Origin of the sequence: Mycobacterium sp. ITM-2016-00317 (genome assembly GCF_002968295.1) — a bacterium.
Lineage (GTDB): Bacteria > Actinomycetota > Actinomycetes > Mycobacteriales > Mycobacteriaceae > Mycobacterium.
Genome location: NZ_CP134399.1, coordinates 5046187 through 5061679, shown reverse-complemented (window position 1 = coordinate 5061679; position 15493 = coordinate 5046187). Strand labels below are relative to the sequence as shown.

Below are 15493 nucleotides of genomic sequence, written 5' to 3'. Positions count from 1 at the left end.
AACGGAGGGCTTGTGCATGGGCCTTTATGGAGATCAGTTCAACGAGAAGGTGGCCATCGTCACCGGGGCCGGCGGCGGTATCGGTCAGGCCTACGCCGAAGCGCTGGCCCGTGAGGGCGCCGCGGTCGTGGTGGCCGACATCAACACCGAAGGTGCGCAGAAGGTCGCCGACGGCATCAAGGGCGAAGGCGGGAACGCGCTGGCCGTCCGGGTCGACGTGTCCGATCCCGACTCGGCCAAAGAGATGGCCGCGCTGACCCTTTCGGAGTTCGGCGGCATCGACTACCTGGTCAACAATGCCGCGATCTTCGGTGGGATGAAGCTCGACTTCCTGATCACCGTCGATTGGGACTATTACAAGAAGTTCATGAGCGTGAACATGGACGGCGCGCTGGTGTGCACTCGCGCGGTGTACCGCAAGATGGCCAAACGCGGCGGCGGAGCGATCGTCAACCAGTCGTCGACCGCGGCGTGGCTGTACTCGAACTTCTACGGCCTGGCCAAGGTCGGGATCAACGGCCTGACCCAGCAGTTGGCCACCGAACTCGGCGGGCAGAACATCCGTGTCAACGCGATCGCGCCGGGACCCATCGACACCGAGGCCAATCGGACCACCACCCCGCAGGAGATGGTCGCCGACATCGTCAAGGGAATCCCGTTGTCGCGCATGGGCGAGGTGGACGATCTGACCGGTATGTGCCTGTTCCTGCTGTCGGATCAGGCGAAGTGGGTGACCGGGCAGATCTTCAATGTCGATGGCGGACAGATCATCAGATGAGTGATGTGAAACTGGGCTACATCGGGTTGGGCAACCAGGGCGCGCCGATGGCCAAACGGCTCGTCGACTGGCCCGGCGGGCTGATCGTCTTCGACGTGCGCACCGAGGCGATGACCCCGCTGGTCGAGCTCGGCGCCAGCCCAGCGGACAACGTCGCAGCGGTTTCGGTGGCCGACGTCATCAGCGTGACCGTGCTCAACGATGCGCAGGTGCGCGAGGTGGTGGGTGAACTCGCCGCGCACGCGGAGCCCGGCACCGTCATCGCGATCCACTCGACGATCGAACCGGAGACTGCCGCGGAGTTGGCGCAGCAGCTGCAGCCCAGCGGGATCCACATCGTCGACGCTCCGGTCAGCGGTGGCGCGGGCGCGGCCGACAAGGGTGAGCTCGCCGTGATGGTGGGCGCCGACCAGCACATCTATGACCGGGTCAAGCCGGTGTTCAAGCAGTGGGCGTCGATGGTGGTGCGCGCCGGCGAGCCCGGAGCCGGCACCCGGATGAAGTTGGCCCGCAACATGCTCACGTTCGTCGGCTTCACGGCGGCGTGCGAGGCGATGCGGCTGGCCGAGGCCTCGGGAATCGATCTGCAGAAGCTGGGCCGGGTGGTGCGGCACAGCGACGCGCAGAGTGGCGGCCCCGGAGCGATCATGGTCCGCGACGACATGAAACCGCTGACACCCGAACACTTTCTGTACGACATGTTCGTCCATACCCGCGGTCTCGGCGAGAAGGACCTGCGCCTGGCGCTCGGACTCGGCGAGTCCACCGGGGTGGACCTGCCGCTGGCCGAGATCGCGCTGCGGGATCTGGCTGCCGGACTGGGCGTGCCGCATACGCCTTCGACGACGGAGTAGGAGTAGAGATGGACGAGCTTCGCAAGAAGGGCCTCAAGAAGATGAACGAGGTCTATTCATGGGAGATGCCGAATATAGAGGGTGACCCGTACTTCGACCTGACCGTCGATCACCTCTTCGGCACCATCTGGACCCGCCCGGGACTGTCGATGCGCGACAAACGGTTGATGACGTTGGCCATCGTGACCGCTCTCGGTGAACAGGGGCTGGCGGAGGTCCAGGTGAATGCCGCGTTGGCCAACGGTGAACTGAGTGAGGAAGAACTGAAGGAGATGGCGATCTTCCTCACCCATTACGTGGGCTTCCCCCGTGGTTCCGGGCTCAACGGCGTGGTGGGCAAGGTCGCCGCCAAGCGCAGAAAGGCTGCCGAAGCCGGTGGGGGAGAAGACAAAAAAGCCAATGTCAACGCCGCCGTGAAGATGAGCACGGGGAAGACCCTCGATGACGAGTAGATTCGCCGCGCTGTCGCGCGAGGAGCTGGCGACCCTGGTTCCGGAGCTGCTGCTTATCGGTCAGTTGATCGACCGTTCCGGGATGGCCTGGTGCATCAGCAATTTCGGTCGCGAGGAGATGCTGCAGATCGCGATCGAGGAGTGGGCGGCATCCAGCCCGCTCTACACCAAGCGGATGCAGAAGGCGCTCAACTACGAGGGCGTCGACATCTTCACGCTCTTCAAAGGCCTGCAGCTCGACATCGGTGCGCCACCGCAGTTCATGGATTTCCGCTACATCGTGCACGACCGCTGGCACGGCGAGTTCTACCTCGATCACTGTGGCGCGCTCATGGACGTCGAGCCCATGGGCGAGGACTACGTCAAAGGCATGTGCCACGACATCGAAGATCCCACCTTCGACGCCACCGCGTTGGCCACCAACCGCAAGGCCCAGGTCCGGCCGATCCACCGGCCGCCCAGGTCATCGCCCGATCAGCATCCACACTGCCGGTGGACGGTCATCATCGACGAGTCTTATCCCGAGGTTCCGTTCATCCCCGCGATGGACGTCGTCGGCGCCACCCGGGCCTACCACACCGAGCTGGATCCGATCGACCCGAATGACGAAGGCATGGCCGACTATTCGGGGCCGCTGCTGGCCGACGTCGACTTCGGTGCCTTCTCGCATTCGGCGCTGGTCCGGATCGCCGACGAGGTGTGCCTGCAGATGCACCTGCTGGTGAAGTCGTTCACGATCGCGGTCGAGAAGCGAGCCAAGGACGACGCGGCGCTGGCCCGGACCATCCGCACCAAACAGCTGATCGGCATCGCCGGGGTGGCCGCGGAACGGATCCACCGGGCGCTCAAGCTGTCCAAGGACGTCGAAGGTGCGCTGCGGGTGCTCGAGCTGCACCCGTTGCTGAACCCCGCCGCCTACGTGCAGGCCGACATCGATCCGGGCTTCGTGCACGTGCGTGCGTCGGCGGCGCACGAGGACGGTTCCTGGATCTCGCTGGTCTCGCCCGCAGCCGATCTGCCGTTGCAGGCCATCGTGCAGGCGGTGGACCCGCACCTGCGCGCCGAGGTCTCCGGCACCGAGACCGACTGGACGGTCCGGGTGATCGAGACCGACACCGCGGCCAGGGAACTGCCCGAGGTCGAGGTGTGCAAGTTCAGCAGCGGCGCGACGTGGGAGTTCGAGACCCGGAAGTCGCTGCCGCTGACCGTGGTCTGAGGTTCAGCGGGGCAGCACCGCGTTGCCGACCCACCGGCGCAGGTACGCGCGCAGCGCGTCACCGGTGCGCGGCGGGCGGCCGGGGTCGATCACGAAGGACTGGATGACGCGCAGCAGGTGCTCGGAGAGCTGATCGAGCGCGGCGTCGTCGAACCCGTACGCCGCCCAGTCGACGTCGAGGCGGCCCACCATGTCCCGGGCGAAGCGCAGCGCGATGTCGGAGGTCACCGACTGCACGTGGCTGGAGCCGCCGGGCACCATGATCAGGCCGATGTACTTCTCCCTGGGCAGCCATTCCAGCGCGGTCGCCACCGCCTCGGCAACGGCCTCGGGGGGATCGGTGATGCCGGCAAGGTGCGCGGCCAGCCGGTCCAGGAAACCGTCGACCGCGTGCACTGCGGCCGCGATGAGCAGCGATTCGGTGCTGGAGAAGTAGCGGTACACCGTCTGCCGGGTGACCCCGACGGTGCGGGCCACGTCGGAGATGCTGAAGTCGGCGCCGCGCTCCTCGATCACCTTGCCCGCGGCGGCGAGGATGCGCGCGACGGCCTCCTCGTCGGAGGCCGGCTTGGCTCCTGACCAACCGTGGGTGCGCACGCACGAAACTGTAGGCCACCTGTCCGGGGGCCTCCACGCCCCAGCTGTCCCAGCTATCCGCGGTGTGCAGCAGACGTGCGAGTAGACCTCTGACAACCGCGGATCTGTGTGACGGGCGTGACTACCGGTAGGTGACCTGCAGATCTTTGACCCCGTTGATCCACCCCGAGCGCAGCCGCTGCGGTTCGGCCAGCTTGGTGATGTCGGGAATCTGGTCGGCGATCTCCTGGAACATCAGCTTGATCTCCATCCGGGCCAGGTTGGCGCCGATGCAGAAGTGTGCGCCGTTGCCGCCGAAGGCCAAGTGCGGATTCGGGTTTCGCAGGATGTTGAACTCAAACGGGCGCTCGAAGACGTCTTCGTCGAAGTTCGCCGAGCTGTAGAACAGGCCCACCCGCTGGCCCTTGGTGATAGTCACGCCGCCCACTTCGACGTCGTCGAGCGCGGTGCGCTGGAAGCAGTGGACGGGGGTGGCCCAGCGGATGATCTCGTCGATCGCGGTGTCCGGGCGCTCCCGCCGGAACAGCTCCCACTGGTCGGGGTGGTCGAGGAATGCGTTCATCCCGTGGGTCATCGCGTTGCGGGTGGTCTCGTTTCCTGCCACCGCGAGCAGGATCACGAAGAACGCGAACTCGACCTCACCCATCGATTCCCCGTCGAGATCGGCCTGGACCAGCCGGGTCACGATGTCGTCGGCCGGGCAGCGGCGGCGCTCCTCGGCCATGGTGTAGGCGTAGCCCATCAACTCGGCGTTGGCCATCGTCGGATCGGCGTCGAAGTCGGGGTCGTCGGTGTTCATGATCGCGTTCGACCAGTGGAAGAGCTTCTCGCGGTCCTGTTCGGGGACGCCGATCAGGTCGGCGATGGCCTGCAGGGGCAGCGGCATCGCGACGTCGTCGACGAAGTTGCCGCTGCCCTTCTCGGCCGCGCGGCGCACGATCTCGCGGGCGGCGTCGGCGAGCCTGGCCTCCATGCCGGCGATCGCCCTCGGGGTGAACAGTCGCGAGACGAGCTTGCGCAGCCGGGTGTGCTCAGGCGCGTCGTGGTTGATCAGCAGCGCCTTGGTCAGGTCGAGTTGCTCGGCGGTGACACCGTCGGGAAGGCGCATCACCGCGCCCTTGGCGTTTGTCGACCACTGATTCGCGTCGCGGGAGATCGCCTTGATGTCCTCGTGCCGCGAGATCACCCAGTAGCCGCCGTCGTCGAAGATCGATTCGGTCTGCGCGTTCCACCACACCGGCGCGGTTTTGCGCAGCTCGGCGAACTCCGTGACCGGAATGCCCCTGAGCAGCACATCGGGGTCGGTGAAGTCGTATCCGAGGGGCAGGCGCGGAGCGCCCTGGGGAGGGAACGGACAGCTCTGGGTCGCGGTCATCGGGTCGCCTCCTGGCGTGACGTACGGCACTTTCGCTCGACCATACACTTACAGCACCAAATGTATGCCCGAGGACATGGTGAGTCCATACGGCGATGCCACTAGGGTGGGCGTCTGTGCACGTCCTGGTGGTTGGTTCCGGAGCCCGTGAACACGCGATGCTGCTCGCACTGCGCCGAGACCCCGAGGTCGACGCGCTGTCGGTGGCGCCCGGCAACGCCGGGACCGCGGCAGTGGCCGACCAGTACGACGTCGACGTCACGTCCGGGGAGGCCGTCACCGCGCTGGCCCGGCGCATCGGCGCCGACCTCGTCGTGATCGGACCCGAGGTGCCGTTGGTGCTCGGGGTGGCCGACGCGTTGCGCGCGGCCGGCATCGCCTGTTTCGGGCCGTCCAAGGACGCCGCGCGCATCGAGGGGTCCAAGGCGTTCGCCAAGGACGTGATGACCGCCGCCGGGGTGCGCACCGCGACCAGCGAGATCGTCGACAACCCCGGCCACCTGGACGCCGCGCTGGACCGGTTCGGACCGGCCGCGGGTGACGCCGCCTGGGTGGTCAAGGACGACGGACTGGCGGCGGGCAAGGGCGTGGTGGTGACCGCGGACCGCGACGCCGCGCGTGCCCACGCCGCGAGCCTGCTCGACGCGGGGCATCCGGTGCTGCTGGAATCGTTCCTCGACGGTCCCGAGGTGTCCCTGTTCTGTGTGGTCGACGGCGAGACGGTGGTCCCGTTGCTGCCCGCCCAGGACTTCAAGCGGGTCGGCGACGGGGACAGCGGACCCAACACCGGGGGGATGGGTGCCTACACGCCACTGCCGTGGCTGCCCGCCGAGGTGACCGAGCGCATCGTCGACGAGATCGTCAAACCCGTTGCCGCCGAACTGGTCCGGCGAGGCAGCGGGTTCTCGGGCCTGTTGTACGCCGGGCTGGCGATCACCTCCGCCGGTCCCTCGGTGATCGAATTCAACTGTCGTTTCGGCGACCCGGAGACCCAGGCCGTGCTGGCGCTGCTGGAATCGCCACTGGGGCAACTGCTGCGCGCCGCGGCCACCGGCGAGCTGGCCGGCCAACCCCCGTTGCAGTGGCAGCCCTGCTCGGCCGTCGCGGTCGTGCTGGCCGCGGAGAACTATCCGGGCAGGCCCCGGGTCGGCGACGTCATCCACGGCGCCGACCAGCCCGGCGTCCTGCACGCCGGCACCGCGCGCGCTGAGGACGGCAGCCTGGTGTCCTCGGGCGGACGGGTGCTGACGGTGGTCGGCACCGGTGCGGACCTGGCGGCCGCACGCGCCGACGCCTACCGGACGACGGAAGGGATCCGCCTGCCGGGCAGTCACTTCCGGCGCGACATCGGTCTGGCTGCGGCCGAAGGCCGGATCACGCTCTAAGCGCTCTAAGCCGTCAGCAGCGGTGCCGTCCAGCTCAGCTCGCCGGTCAGCTGTGACGACCAGAACGTCGCGTTGTGCCCGCCGGGGGAGAAGCCGCCCGCCGGCGGCGTGGCGAGCTGTGCGACGAACTCCCGGGTGGCGGCGTAGAACGGATCGTCGAAGCCGCAGTCGATGCGCAGCGGAATCTCGTTGAGCGCGGGTAGACCCCACACGCTGTTGGCCTGGTAGTCGGCGGCGCCGTCGAACGCCCCCGGCGCCGCGGCACCCGGTGCCGTCCACAGCGCGGGGCTGACCGCGCAGATCGCGGCGGTCCGGGCCGCACCGAGGCGCGCGCCCAGCAACATCGCCCCGTACCCGCCCATCGACCAGCCCAGGAAGGCCACCCGCGAGGTGTCGAGGCCCTGGGCGGCCAGCAGCGGAAGGAACTCCTCGAGCACCATCGACCCGGAGTCGTCGCCGGAGGCACGCCGGTGCCAGTACCCGTTGCCGCCGTCGACCGCGGCGATCGCGAACGGCGGCAGACCCGCGCGCGTCGCGTCGGCGAGGAACTGCTCGACGCCCATCGACATCACCGTGTGGGCAGCGGAATCCTTGCCGTGCAACAGGATTACCGGACGCAGCGGCGCCGTCTGGTTCGGCGGACGCGCGATCACCCAGTCGGTGGTCACCCCACCGCGCGCCGCCGACGCGAACGAACCCGCGACCCGGGTGGCGGCAGGGGGCGCGGCTGACGCCACTGTGCCGCCCAGCGCCGACATCCCGGCGGCCGCGATGCCCGCGCGCAGGCCCAGCGACATCACGTCCCGGCGGTTGAGGGTCGGCATTCGCGACATCATGCCATCGACGCGGGTGCCCACCGCGCCGGCGCAGCCCGGCCCGCGCCGGTGATTCGCCGAAAGCCCGGTGTCGGGACCCCGTGACTGGCAGGATCCCCTAGGTGACGGCAGCGGTCACTCCCAAGGGAGAACGTCGACGGTATGCGCTGGTCAGCGCAGCCGCCGACCTTCTCTGCGAAGGTGGCTTCGACGCGGTCCGGCATCGCGCCGTGGCGCGCAGGGCCGGGCTGCCGCTGGCCTCGACCACGTACTACTTTTCTTCGCTGGAGGACCTCATCGCCAAGGCGGTGGAGCACGTCGGCACCCGGGAGAGTGAGCAACTGCGCAGCCGGGTGCAGACGTTGTCGCGGCGCCGCCGCGGGGCCGAGTCCACCGCGGACATCCTGGTGGACCTTCTGGTCGGGGACAACCCCGAACGGGTTACCGAGCAGATGATCTCCCGCTACGAGCGCTACATCGCCTGCGCCCGTCAGCCCGGCCTGCGCGACATCCAACGGCGCATCCTCAGACAGCGCAGCGAGGCCGTCGTCGAAGTCGTCGAACGGTCGGGGCGCTCGGTGCGCGCCGAGTTGGTCACCGCGCTGGTGTGTGCCGTGGACGGGGCGGTGGTGGCGGCGCTGGTCGGCGACGGTGACGGGCCACGCGCTACGGCCAGGGCCACCCTGATCGACGTCATCGACGTGCTGGCCCCGTTCAACTAGCGTTTGCTTCTCGCTTCCGGTGGTTACCTGGGACAGGGTGAAATACCGGAATCCTCGGTGTGGTCTGCGAGATCACCGGCGCGGGACGGAACCCGGCCGGTTACCGCATAGCCGCTGCGCGCCCGGCCGGACTGGCCGATGATGAACGTTTCGGGACAAGTCAGGGAGGCGTGATGTCAGAAGCGGTCACCGGCCGGGGCGCCCCCGACAAGCAGCCCGAGCTCAAACGGGTGATGGGACCCGGCCTGCTGCTGCTGTTCATCGTCGGCGACATCCTGGGCACCGGTGTCTACGCCCTCGTCGGCGACGTGGCAGGAGAGGTCGGCGGCGCGGCGTGGCTGCCGTTCCTCATCGCGTTCAGCGTCGCCACCATCACCGCGTTCAGCTACCTGGAGTTGGTGACGAAGTATCCGCAGGCCGCAGGCGCGGCGCTGTACGCACACAAGGCGTTCGGCATCCACTTCATCACCTTCCTGGTCGCATTCGTCGTGATGTGCTCCGGAATCACCTCTGCGGCAACGGCTTCCAGAGCTTTCGCGGCGAACTTCTTCGAGGGCGTGGGGACCGAGGCGCCGAAGCTCGGGGTCGCGGTGCTGGCCCTGCTGTTCATGGCGGCGCTGGCCGCCATCAACTACCGGGGCGTGGGGGAGAGCGTCAAGCTCAACGTCGTCCTGACGATCGTCGAGATCACCGGCCTGGTCGTGGTGATCCTGGTCGGGATGTGGGCCTTCACCGGCGGCGGCGACGTCGATTTCTCGCGGATCGTCGCGTTCGAGACCGCCGAGGACAAGAGCACCTTCCTGGCGATCTCGGCGGCCACCTCGCTGGCGTTCTTCGCGATGGTGGGATTCGAGGACTCGGTCAACATGGCCGAGGAGACCAAGGATCCGGTCAAGACGTTCCCGAAGATCCTGCTGTCGGGGCTGTCCATCGCCGGCGTGGTCTATGTGCTCATCTCGATCGTGGCGGTGGCGCTGGTGCCGATCGGCAAGCTCGAAGAGAGCGACACCCCACTCGTCGAGGTCGTCCGAGCCGGCGCGCCAGGGCTGCCGATCGACACGATCCTGCCGTTCATCACGATGTTCGCGGTGTCCAACACCGCGCTGATCAACATGCTGATGGCCAGCCGGCTGATCTACGGCATGGCCCGTCAGCGCGTGTTGCCTTCGGTGCTCGGCACCGTGCATCCGACGCGGCGCTCACCGTGGGTGGCGATCCTGTTCACGACGGTGATCGCGTTCGGGCTGATCATCTACGTGTCCACCGCCGCGAGCAGCAATGCGATCTCGGTGCTGGGCGGCACCACCAGCCTGCTGCTGCTCGCCGTGTTCGCGGTGGTCAACGTCGCGGTGCTGGTATTGCGCCGCGACGTCCGCCAGGCCGGTGGGCACTTCAAGACCCCGACGGCGCTGCCGGTCGTCGGCTTCCTGACGTCGCTGTATCTGGTCACCCCGCTGTCCGGCCGGCCCTCTCAGCAGTACCTCGTCGCGGGGGTGCTGGTCGCGGTGGGCGTCGTGTTGTTCTTCGTCACCCAGAAGATCAACAAGCAGCTCGGCATCCGGGACGCCCGGATCACCGATCCGACCCACCTGGGCTCGGGCCCGACCTAGCCGAGGTTCTCGGTGAGCCGCTGTAACCGGTTCTCCAGCAACGTCGTCCGGTGCGCATTGCCGTCGAGCTCGAGGTAGCGGCGGCCGAACTGCGCCAGCAGTGCGTCGTCGAGCCGGCGCACCGCACCCGCGGGGTAGCGGTAGTCCATCGCGGCGTTGACCGCCCCGGTGTCCACCCCGGCCAGGACGGTGTCCAGCGCGTCGATCGACTCGATGCCCAGATCCAGCAGCAGCCCCGCGATCCACGCATAGTGGTCGGTGCGCGACCAGCCCGCGTCGGGGAATCGGTTGCCCAGGTAGGTGGCCAGCACCGCGGTCGGAATCCGGGGATCGTCGGTGATCTCGGTGACCTCCGGCGTCGCGGTGCGCAGCCGTTCGCGGACCGCGGAGAACTCCCGGTCGGCCAGTTCGAGCAGCCCGGCGGCCAGGGTGAACCGGCGGTCCAGATCGGGTGCGTGGGCGGCCGGAATCGATCCCTTGTAACGGATCTCGTGCTCGAACTCTGCCCATGCGTGCTGCAGCACGGTGCGCACCTGGATCGATGCGGGCTGCTGCACCCCCTCCACCCCGACGAGCAGATGCCTGCTGGCGTAACCCCACCGGCCCTCGCGTGCGGTCTCCTGCCCCATGTCGCGGTCGTCGAGCAGCCGCATCTCCTCGGCCAGCAGGTCGGCCACCGTGTCGACGTCCTCGCGCAGATAGGTGATGACCCGCAACCCGATCAGGTCGGTGATCTCGACCAGCGGCTCGCGGAAGAGCGGTTCGCCGTCGGCGGTGCGACGGTCGGCCTTCGCCGCGAACGACTCGACGGTCTTGGTTCGCGCGGTGACCGACAGGTAGTTGATGCCTGCCTCGTCGAGCAGCCCGGTGACCAGCCCGAGGTAGTGGTCGGTCGCGGCGACCAGTCCGGGACGCCGGGACTCGTACTCGGCGACGGCCGGGGAGGGCGCGGCCGACCGCGGCATCCGGCGCGCTCGTGAGTTCCGCCGGTGCCGGCCCGGGGGCAGCGACGGGGTGACGATGTACCCCGACGCGACGTCCCCGTAGACCGTCACGTCCTGTGGCCGGTGGTACCAGTACATCGCGACGTAGGCGCACAGCACCGCGTCCACCGGGTCCTCGTCGCGGTCGAGCTGGCTCGGTTTGGTGGCGGCCTCCACCCGTCTGCGCAGCTCCACCCACGCCACGCTGCGATCGACGCGCAGCCGCGGCCTGGCGTCGTCGAGTCCTTCGATCAGTGTCATCAGGCGCAGCAGTTCGCGTTGCCGGTCCTCGAACGGGCCACGCTTGTACTTCAGCGTCTTCTCCAGCTCGAACAGCACGATCGTGGCGGGATGCGGATAGACCTCGATCGCGCGGCGCGGGGCCCCCGACGACGGATCCACGTTCAGCTCAAGGCGTGCGGCGATCCGGGCGGCGCGGGGGTGCCGGAACTCGGGACGGTCGGTGAACGCGGGCCGGGCGCCCGCCTCGAACCGCTGGAAGTCGCGGTTGAACGCCGCCTCCGCGGGCCGGTGGCCGGTGGCGTTCTTCACGATCAGCGGCGCGTCGATCGCGACCAGACACTCGTCGGCGACGAACGGCGCCAGCGTGGCCACGATGCTGTCGTCGTCGTGCGCCGCCCCGACGTGCAGCAGGCGGCCGTCGGTGTCGATCACCGCGACGCCGGTTTGGTTCTTCTCGCCCCATGCGAGGTCGAGCCCGACGAAGTGCATGCGCCTACTGTGCCTCATTCTCCGCTGGACCAGCGGCCGATAGGCTGTGTGTTCGTGAGTGCTCCCGTGCCTGTCCCGAACGTCCTGGCCAACCGGTATGCCAGCGAAGAGATGGTGGCGATCTGGTCGCCGGAAGCCAAGATCGTCGCCGAGCGGCGGCTGTGGCTGGCGGTGCTGAAGGCCCAGGCCGAGCTCGGCGTGGACGTCCCCGACGGGGTGATCGCCGACTACGAGCGGGTGCTGGAGGACGTGGACCTGGCCTCCATCGCAACGCGGGAGCGGGTGCTGCGCCACGACGTGAAGGCGCGCATCGAGGAGTTCAACGCGCTGGCCGGGCACGAACACGTGCACAAGGGCATGACCAGCCGGGACCTCACCGAGAACGTCGAACAGCTGCAGATCCGGCGCTCGCTGCAACTGGTGCGCGACCACGGCATCGCGGTGCTCGCCCGGCTGGCCGAGCGCGCCACCCTCTACCGGGACCTGGCGATGGCGGGCCGCAGCCACAACGTCGCGGCGCAGGCCACCACGCTGGGCAAGCGATTCGCGTCGGCGGCCGAGGAGCTGCTGGTCGCGTTGAACCGGGTCATCGAGCTGATCGACCGCTACCCGCTGCGCGGGATCAAGGGCCCGATGGGCACGGCGCAGGACATGCTCGACCTGTTCGACGGGGACACCGAGCGGCTGGCCCAACTGGAGACGCGGGTCGCCGCCTTCCTGGGGTTCTCCACGATGTTCACCAGTGTCGGCCAGGTCTATCCGCGCTCCCTCGACTACGACGTGGTGTCCGCGCTCGTGCAGCTCGGTGCCGGGCCGTCCTCGCTGGCCCACACCATCCGGCTGATGGCCGGCCACGAACTGGTCACCGAGGGGTTCGCCCCGGGCCAGGTCGGTTCGTCGGCGATGCCGCACAAGATGAACACCCGGTCGTGCGAGCGCGTGAACGGTCTGCAGGTGGTGCTGCGCGGATACGCCTCGATGGTGGCCGAGCTCGCCGGTGCGCAGTGGAACGAAGGCGACGTGTTCTGCTCGGTGGTGCGCCGCGTCGCGCTGCCGGATGCGTTCTTCGCCCTCGACGGGCAGACCGAGACGTTCCTGACCGTGCTCGACGAGTTCGGTGCCTACCCGGCGGTGATCCAGCGTGAGCTCGACCGCTATCTGCCGTTCCTGGCCACCACCAGGATCCTGATGGCCGCGGTGCGCGCCGGCGTCGGCCGCGAGACCGCACACGAGGTGATCAAGGAGCACGCTGTCGCGGTGGCGCTGGCGATGCGGGAGAAGGGCGCCGAACCCGACCTGCTGGACCGGCTGGCCGCCGATCCGCGACTGCCGCTGGACCGCCCGGCGCTCGACGCCGCGCTGGCCGACAAGCAGGCTTTCACCGGCGCCGCCGGTGACCAGGTCGACCGCGTCGCCGCGGCCGTCGACGACCTGATCGCGCGGTTCCCCGGAGCCGCCGAGTACACCTCGGGCGCGATTCTGTGACTTCATCGATCGGGGCGCTGGGTCCATTGCCTGCGATCGACTTCACCGATCTGGACAACTTCGCCGCAGGGTTTCCGCACGAGCTGTTCGCGCGGCATCGGGCCCACGCGCCCGTCTACTGGCACGAGCCGACCGAGAACACCCCGGACGGTGAGGGCTTCTGGTCGGTGGCCACCCACGCCGAAACCCTTGCGGTGCTGCGCGACCCGGACACCTATTCGTCGGTCACCGGTGGCGGGCGCCCCTTCGGCGGCACCCTGCTGCAGGACCTGCCGATCGCCGGTCAGCTGCTCAACATGATGGACGGCGAGCGGCACGCCGCGGTGCGCCGACTGGTCAGCTCGGGGCTGACCCCGCGGATGATCCGCCGCGTCGAGGATGATCTCCGGGCCCGTACAGGGCGCCTGCTCGACGAGGTCGATCCCGGAGTGCCGGTTGACTTTCTGGTCGACGTCGCCGCCGAGGTGCCGATGCAGATGATCTGCATCCTGCTCGGAGTCCCTGAGTCCGAACGGCATTGGTTGTTCGAGGCGATCGAGCCCAGCTTCGACTTCGGCGGGTCGCGCAAGGCTGCGATCACCCGGCTGTCGGTCGAGGAGGCCGGCTCCAGGATGTTCGAATACGGCCAGGAGTTGATCGCGGCCAAGAAGGCCCGACCGAGTGACGACATGTTGTCGTTGGTGGTGAACTCCGCCGATCCGGAGCTGTCCGACCTGGAGAGCTACCTGTTCTTCAACCTGCTGTTCAGCGCGGGCGCCGAAACCACCCGCAATGCCATCGCCGGCGGGCTGCTGGCACTGGTCGAGAACCCCGAGTCCTACCTGGCGCTCCGCCAGGACCCGGCGGCGTTGCCGACGGCCATCGAGGAGATGGTGCGCTGGACCTCTCCGTCGCCGTCGAAGCGGCGCACCGCGACCCGGCACGCCACGCTGGGTGGCCAGAACATCGAACCGGGCCAGAAGGTGCTGGTGTGGGAGGCTTCGGCCAACCGCGACGCCGCCGTATTCGACCACCCGGACCGGTTCGATATCACCCGTAAGCCCAATCCGCACTTGGGTTTCGGGCAGGGCGTGCATTACTGCCTGGGCGCCAACCTGGCCCGGCTGGAGCTGCGGGTGATCTTCGAGGAGCTGCTGCGCCGCTTCGAGTCGGTCACCTTGAGTCGGCCGGTGGAGTGGACGCGCAGCAACCGGCACACCGGCATCCGCCACCTGGTGGTCGAGCTGACCGCGTCAGCCTAAGCTCGAACCACATGGACCCTCGACAACCCGACATCAGAGCGTCGGATGCCGATCGTGCAGCGGTGACACAGATCCTTGAGCACGCGGTGGGACAGGGCATGCTGACCCTCGACGAGTACACCCAGCGGGTCGACGTCGTGCTCGCGGCGCGGACCCGCCGCGAACTCGACACCGTGATCGCCGACCTTCCCCACGTCCGTCGCCGCCCCACGCAGGCGCCGCCGGAGGTGCTGGGCGGATGGATGTCGAGCATCACCCGTAAAGGGCAGTGGACCGTGCCGGGCCGGTTGCGGCTGTCCACCCGGATGTGTTCGACCACTTTGGATTTCACCTCGGCGGTGCTGACCGGTCCGGTGGTGTACATCGACATCGACGACTACTGCAGCTCGACAGAGCTGATCCTGCCCGACGGCGCGACCGCCGACCTCAACGGCCTCGTCAACATCGCGGCGTCCACCTCCCTGCGAGTGACGACCAGCCCCGTGTCCCGCCGGTTGCATGTGGTCGTCTCCGGCCGGGTGCGCTTCGGCTCGGTGACCGCCCGGCACCCGTTCGGGACCTCACTCAAGCGGCTGCTCAAGTAGCAGGGCAGAGGCGCCAGCCGCTCACTCGGCGCGTGTGAGGTTGGCCGCCCGGATGCCCGAGGCCCTCAGCTCCAGCGCGGCCAGCCCCCGGATCGCCACGCGGTCCTGTTCCCGCCACGCGCCGACCGGGTCGGTGCTGATCGCGGCGAGCTTGGGCAGCGGCCGGTTGGCCAGCGCCCGCAGCGCCAGCAACTGCTCCCCGGCCCAGGTCGAGGACAGCGTCACCGCGGTCCACTTGCGCCGGAAGAACCGCACCCGCAGAAACAGCCACGGCATGATCAGCGCGAGCACCGGCGGCGCCGCGACCGCCAGAGCCAGCAGCCAGGCCAGCCAGCCTGCGGTCACCCCCAGCGTCTGGCCTGCACCGGCGATCTCCCGTGCCGCATCGCCGGCCGCGGTCAACGGGCCGCCGATGGTGCCACCGATCAACGGCACGTCACCGGCGCTGCTCCCGGCGGAGTCGAGGTTGCCCGCCACCCCGTTGGCCCCGCTCTCCAACTGGTAGCCGAACTCGGCGACCGTCGACACCGCCGAGTGCACCGCGACGCCCACCCACACCCAGATCGCGGTCCAGACGACCACCACGATGTCGCTGACCAGCTGCCACAACAACCGGCCAGGGGTCGTCGCGTAGGGGATCCACCGAGATGTCATGGGATCGATC

General features: G+C 68.6%; 15 protein-coding genes. 10 read left to right on the top strand and 5 right to left on the bottom strand.

Going from position 1 to position 15493, the window contains the following annotated elements:
- Positions 1–16 precede the first annotated feature (16 nt).
- The 4 genes from C6A87_RS24240 to C6A87_RS24225 are packed head-to-tail and all read left to right on the top strand — an operon-like array spanning position 17 to position 3300.
- Entirely contained in the window at positions 17–778 is a 762-nt protein-coding gene (locus C6A87_RS24240) for an SDR family oxidoreductase (protein WP_311114566.1), read from the top strand.
- Positions 775–1632 carry an NAD(P)-dependent oxidoreductase gene (locus tag C6A87_RS24235; protein ID WP_311114565.1) on the top strand — a complete coding sequence of 286 codons (858 nt, stop codon included), beginning with the start codon at positions 775–777 and terminating at the stop codon, positions 1630–1632. The genes C6A87_RS24240 and C6A87_RS24235 overlap by 4 nt, the downstream gene beginning before the upstream one ends.
- 8 nt (positions 1633–1640) lie before the next feature.
- Positions 1641–2084: a carboxymuconolactone decarboxylase family protein gene (locus C6A87_RS24230; protein WP_003930465.1), complete on the top strand. Its 444-nt coding sequence runs from the start codon at positions 1641–1643 to the stop codon at positions 2082–2084.
- On the top strand, positions 2074–3300 hold the full coding sequence (locus C6A87_RS24225) for a hypothetical protein (RefSeq protein WP_311114564.1): 1227 nt from the start codon (positions 2074–2076) through the stop codon (positions 3298–3300). The genes C6A87_RS24230 and C6A87_RS24225 overlap by 11 nt, the downstream gene beginning before the upstream one ends.
- A 3-nt stretch (positions 3301–3303) precedes the next feature.
- Here the strand turns inward: C6A87_RS24225 and C6A87_RS24220 are convergent, their stop codons facing one another.
- Both C6A87_RS24220 and C6A87_RS24215 read right to left on the bottom strand, forming a co-directional pair.
- Positions 3304–3897 carry a TetR/AcrR family transcriptional regulator gene (locus tag C6A87_RS24220; RefSeq protein WP_311114563.1) on the bottom strand — a complete coding sequence of 198 codons (594 nt, stop codon included), beginning with the start codon at positions 3895–3897 and terminating at the stop codon, positions 3304–3306.
- 121 nt (positions 3898–4018) lie between these two features.
- Positions 4019–5272 (bottom strand): cytochrome P450, encoded by a 1254-nt coding sequence (locus C6A87_RS24215; RefSeq protein WP_311114562.1) that lies wholly within the window; start codon positions 5270–5272, stop codon positions 4019–4021.
- Between the two features lie 116 nt (positions 5273–5388).
- On the opposite strand from C6A87_RS24215, the gene purD reads away from it, so the two are divergent.
- A complete protein-coding gene (gene purD / locus C6A87_RS24210; RefSeq protein ID WP_311114561.1) occupies positions 5389–6657 on the top strand; it encodes a phosphoribosylamine--glycine ligase in 1269 nt (422 codons plus the stop codon).
- 5 nt (positions 6658–6662) lie between these two features.
- On the opposite strand, the gene C6A87_RS24205 is transcribed toward purD, so the two are convergent.
- Positions 6663–7493 (bottom strand): alpha/beta hydrolase, encoded by an 831-nt coding sequence (locus C6A87_RS24205; protein ID WP_311114560.1) that lies wholly within the window; start codon positions 7491–7493, stop codon positions 6663–6665.
- A 101-nt stretch (positions 7494–7594) separates the two neighbouring features.
- Between C6A87_RS24205 and C6A87_RS24200 the strand changes: the two genes are divergently transcribed.
- Together C6A87_RS24200 and C6A87_RS24195 are read left to right on the top strand one after the other, a co-directional pair.
- On the top strand, positions 7595–8194 hold the full coding sequence (locus C6A87_RS24200; RefSeq protein ID WP_311114559.1) for a TetR family transcriptional regulator: 600 nt from the start codon (positions 7595–7597) through the stop codon (positions 8192–8194).
- Between the two features lie 173 nt (positions 8195–8367).
- Positions 8368–9804: an APC family permease gene (locus C6A87_RS24195; RefSeq protein ID WP_311114558.1), complete on the top strand. Its 1437-nt coding sequence runs from the start codon at positions 8368–8370 to the stop codon at positions 9802–9804.
- Here the strand turns inward: C6A87_RS24195 and relZ are convergent.
- A complete protein-coding gene (gene relZ, locus C6A87_RS24190; protein WP_311114557.1) occupies positions 9801–11519 on the bottom strand; it encodes a bifunctional ribonuclease/(p)ppGpp synthase in 1719 nt (572 codons plus the stop codon). The genes C6A87_RS24195 and relZ overlap by 4 nt on opposite strands.
- Positions 11520–11585: 66 nt before the next feature.
- Between relZ and purB the strand changes: the two genes are divergently transcribed.
- The 3 genes from purB to C6A87_RS24175 are packed head-to-tail and all read left to right on the top strand — an operon-like array spanning position 11586 to position 14829.
- Positions 11586–13004: an adenylosuccinate lyase gene (gene purB / locus C6A87_RS24185; RefSeq protein WP_311118068.1), complete on the top strand. Its 1419-nt coding sequence runs from the start codon at positions 11586–11588 to the stop codon at positions 13002–13004.
- Positions 13005–13012: 8 nt separating this feature from the next.
- Positions 13013–14245 carry a cytochrome P450 gene (locus C6A87_RS24180; protein WP_311118067.1) on the top strand — a complete coding sequence of 411 codons (1233 nt, stop codon included), beginning with the start codon at positions 13013–13015 and terminating at the stop codon, positions 14243–14245.
- Positions 14246–14256: 11 nt separating this feature from the next.
- A complete protein-coding gene (locus tag C6A87_RS24175) occupies positions 14257–14829 on the top strand; it encodes a DUF1707 domain-containing protein (protein ID WP_311114556.1) in 573 nt (190 codons plus the stop codon).
- A 21-nt stretch (positions 14830–14850) separates the two neighbouring features.
- Here the strand turns inward: C6A87_RS24175 and C6A87_RS24170 are convergent, their stop codons facing one another.
- Positions 14851–15483, bottom strand: coding sequence for a hypothetical protein (locus tag C6A87_RS24170; protein WP_311114555.1), 633 nt, complete (start codon positions 15481–15483; stop codon positions 14851–14853).
- Positions 15484–15493: the final 10 nt, after the last annotated feature.

Coding starts and splice junctions, on each gene's coding strand:
- C6A87_RS24195 (WP_311114558.1), top strand. CDS start 8,368: ATGTCAGAAGCGGTCACCGGCCGGGGCGCCCCCGACAAGCAGCCCGAG.
- C6A87_RS24175 (WP_311114556.1), top strand. CDS start 14,257: ATGGACCCTCGACAACCCGACATCAGAGCGTCGGATGCCGATCGTGCA.
- C6A87_RS24170 (WP_311114555.1), bottom strand. CDS start 15,483: ATGACATCTCGGTGGATCCCCTACGCGACGACCCCTGGCCGGTTGTTG.
- relZ (WP_311114557.1), bottom strand. CDS start 11,519: ATGCACTTCGTCGGGCTCGACCTCGCATGGGGCGAGAAGAACCAAACC.
- C6A87_RS24205 (WP_311114560.1), bottom strand. CDS start 7,493: ATGATGTCGCGAATGCCGACCCTCAACCGCCGGGACGTGATGTCGCTG.
- C6A87_RS24225 (WP_311114564.1), top strand. CDS start 2,074: ATGACGAGTAGATTCGCCGCGCTGTCGCGCGAGGAGCTGGCGACCCTG.
- C6A87_RS24240 (WP_311114566.1), top strand. CDS start 17: ATGGGCCTTTATGGAGATCAGTTCAACGAGAAGGTGGCCATCGTCACC.
- C6A87_RS24215 (WP_311114562.1), bottom strand. CDS start 5,272: ATGACCGCGACCCAGAGCTGTCCGTTCCCTCCCCAGGGCGCTCCGCGC.
- C6A87_RS24235 (WP_311114565.1), top strand. CDS start 775: ATGAGTGATGTGAAACTGGGCTACATCGGGTTGGGCAACCAGGGCGCG.
- C6A87_RS24230 (WP_003930465.1), top strand. CDS start 1,641: ATGGACGAGCTTCGCAAGAAGGGCCTCAAGAAGATGAACGAGGTCTAT.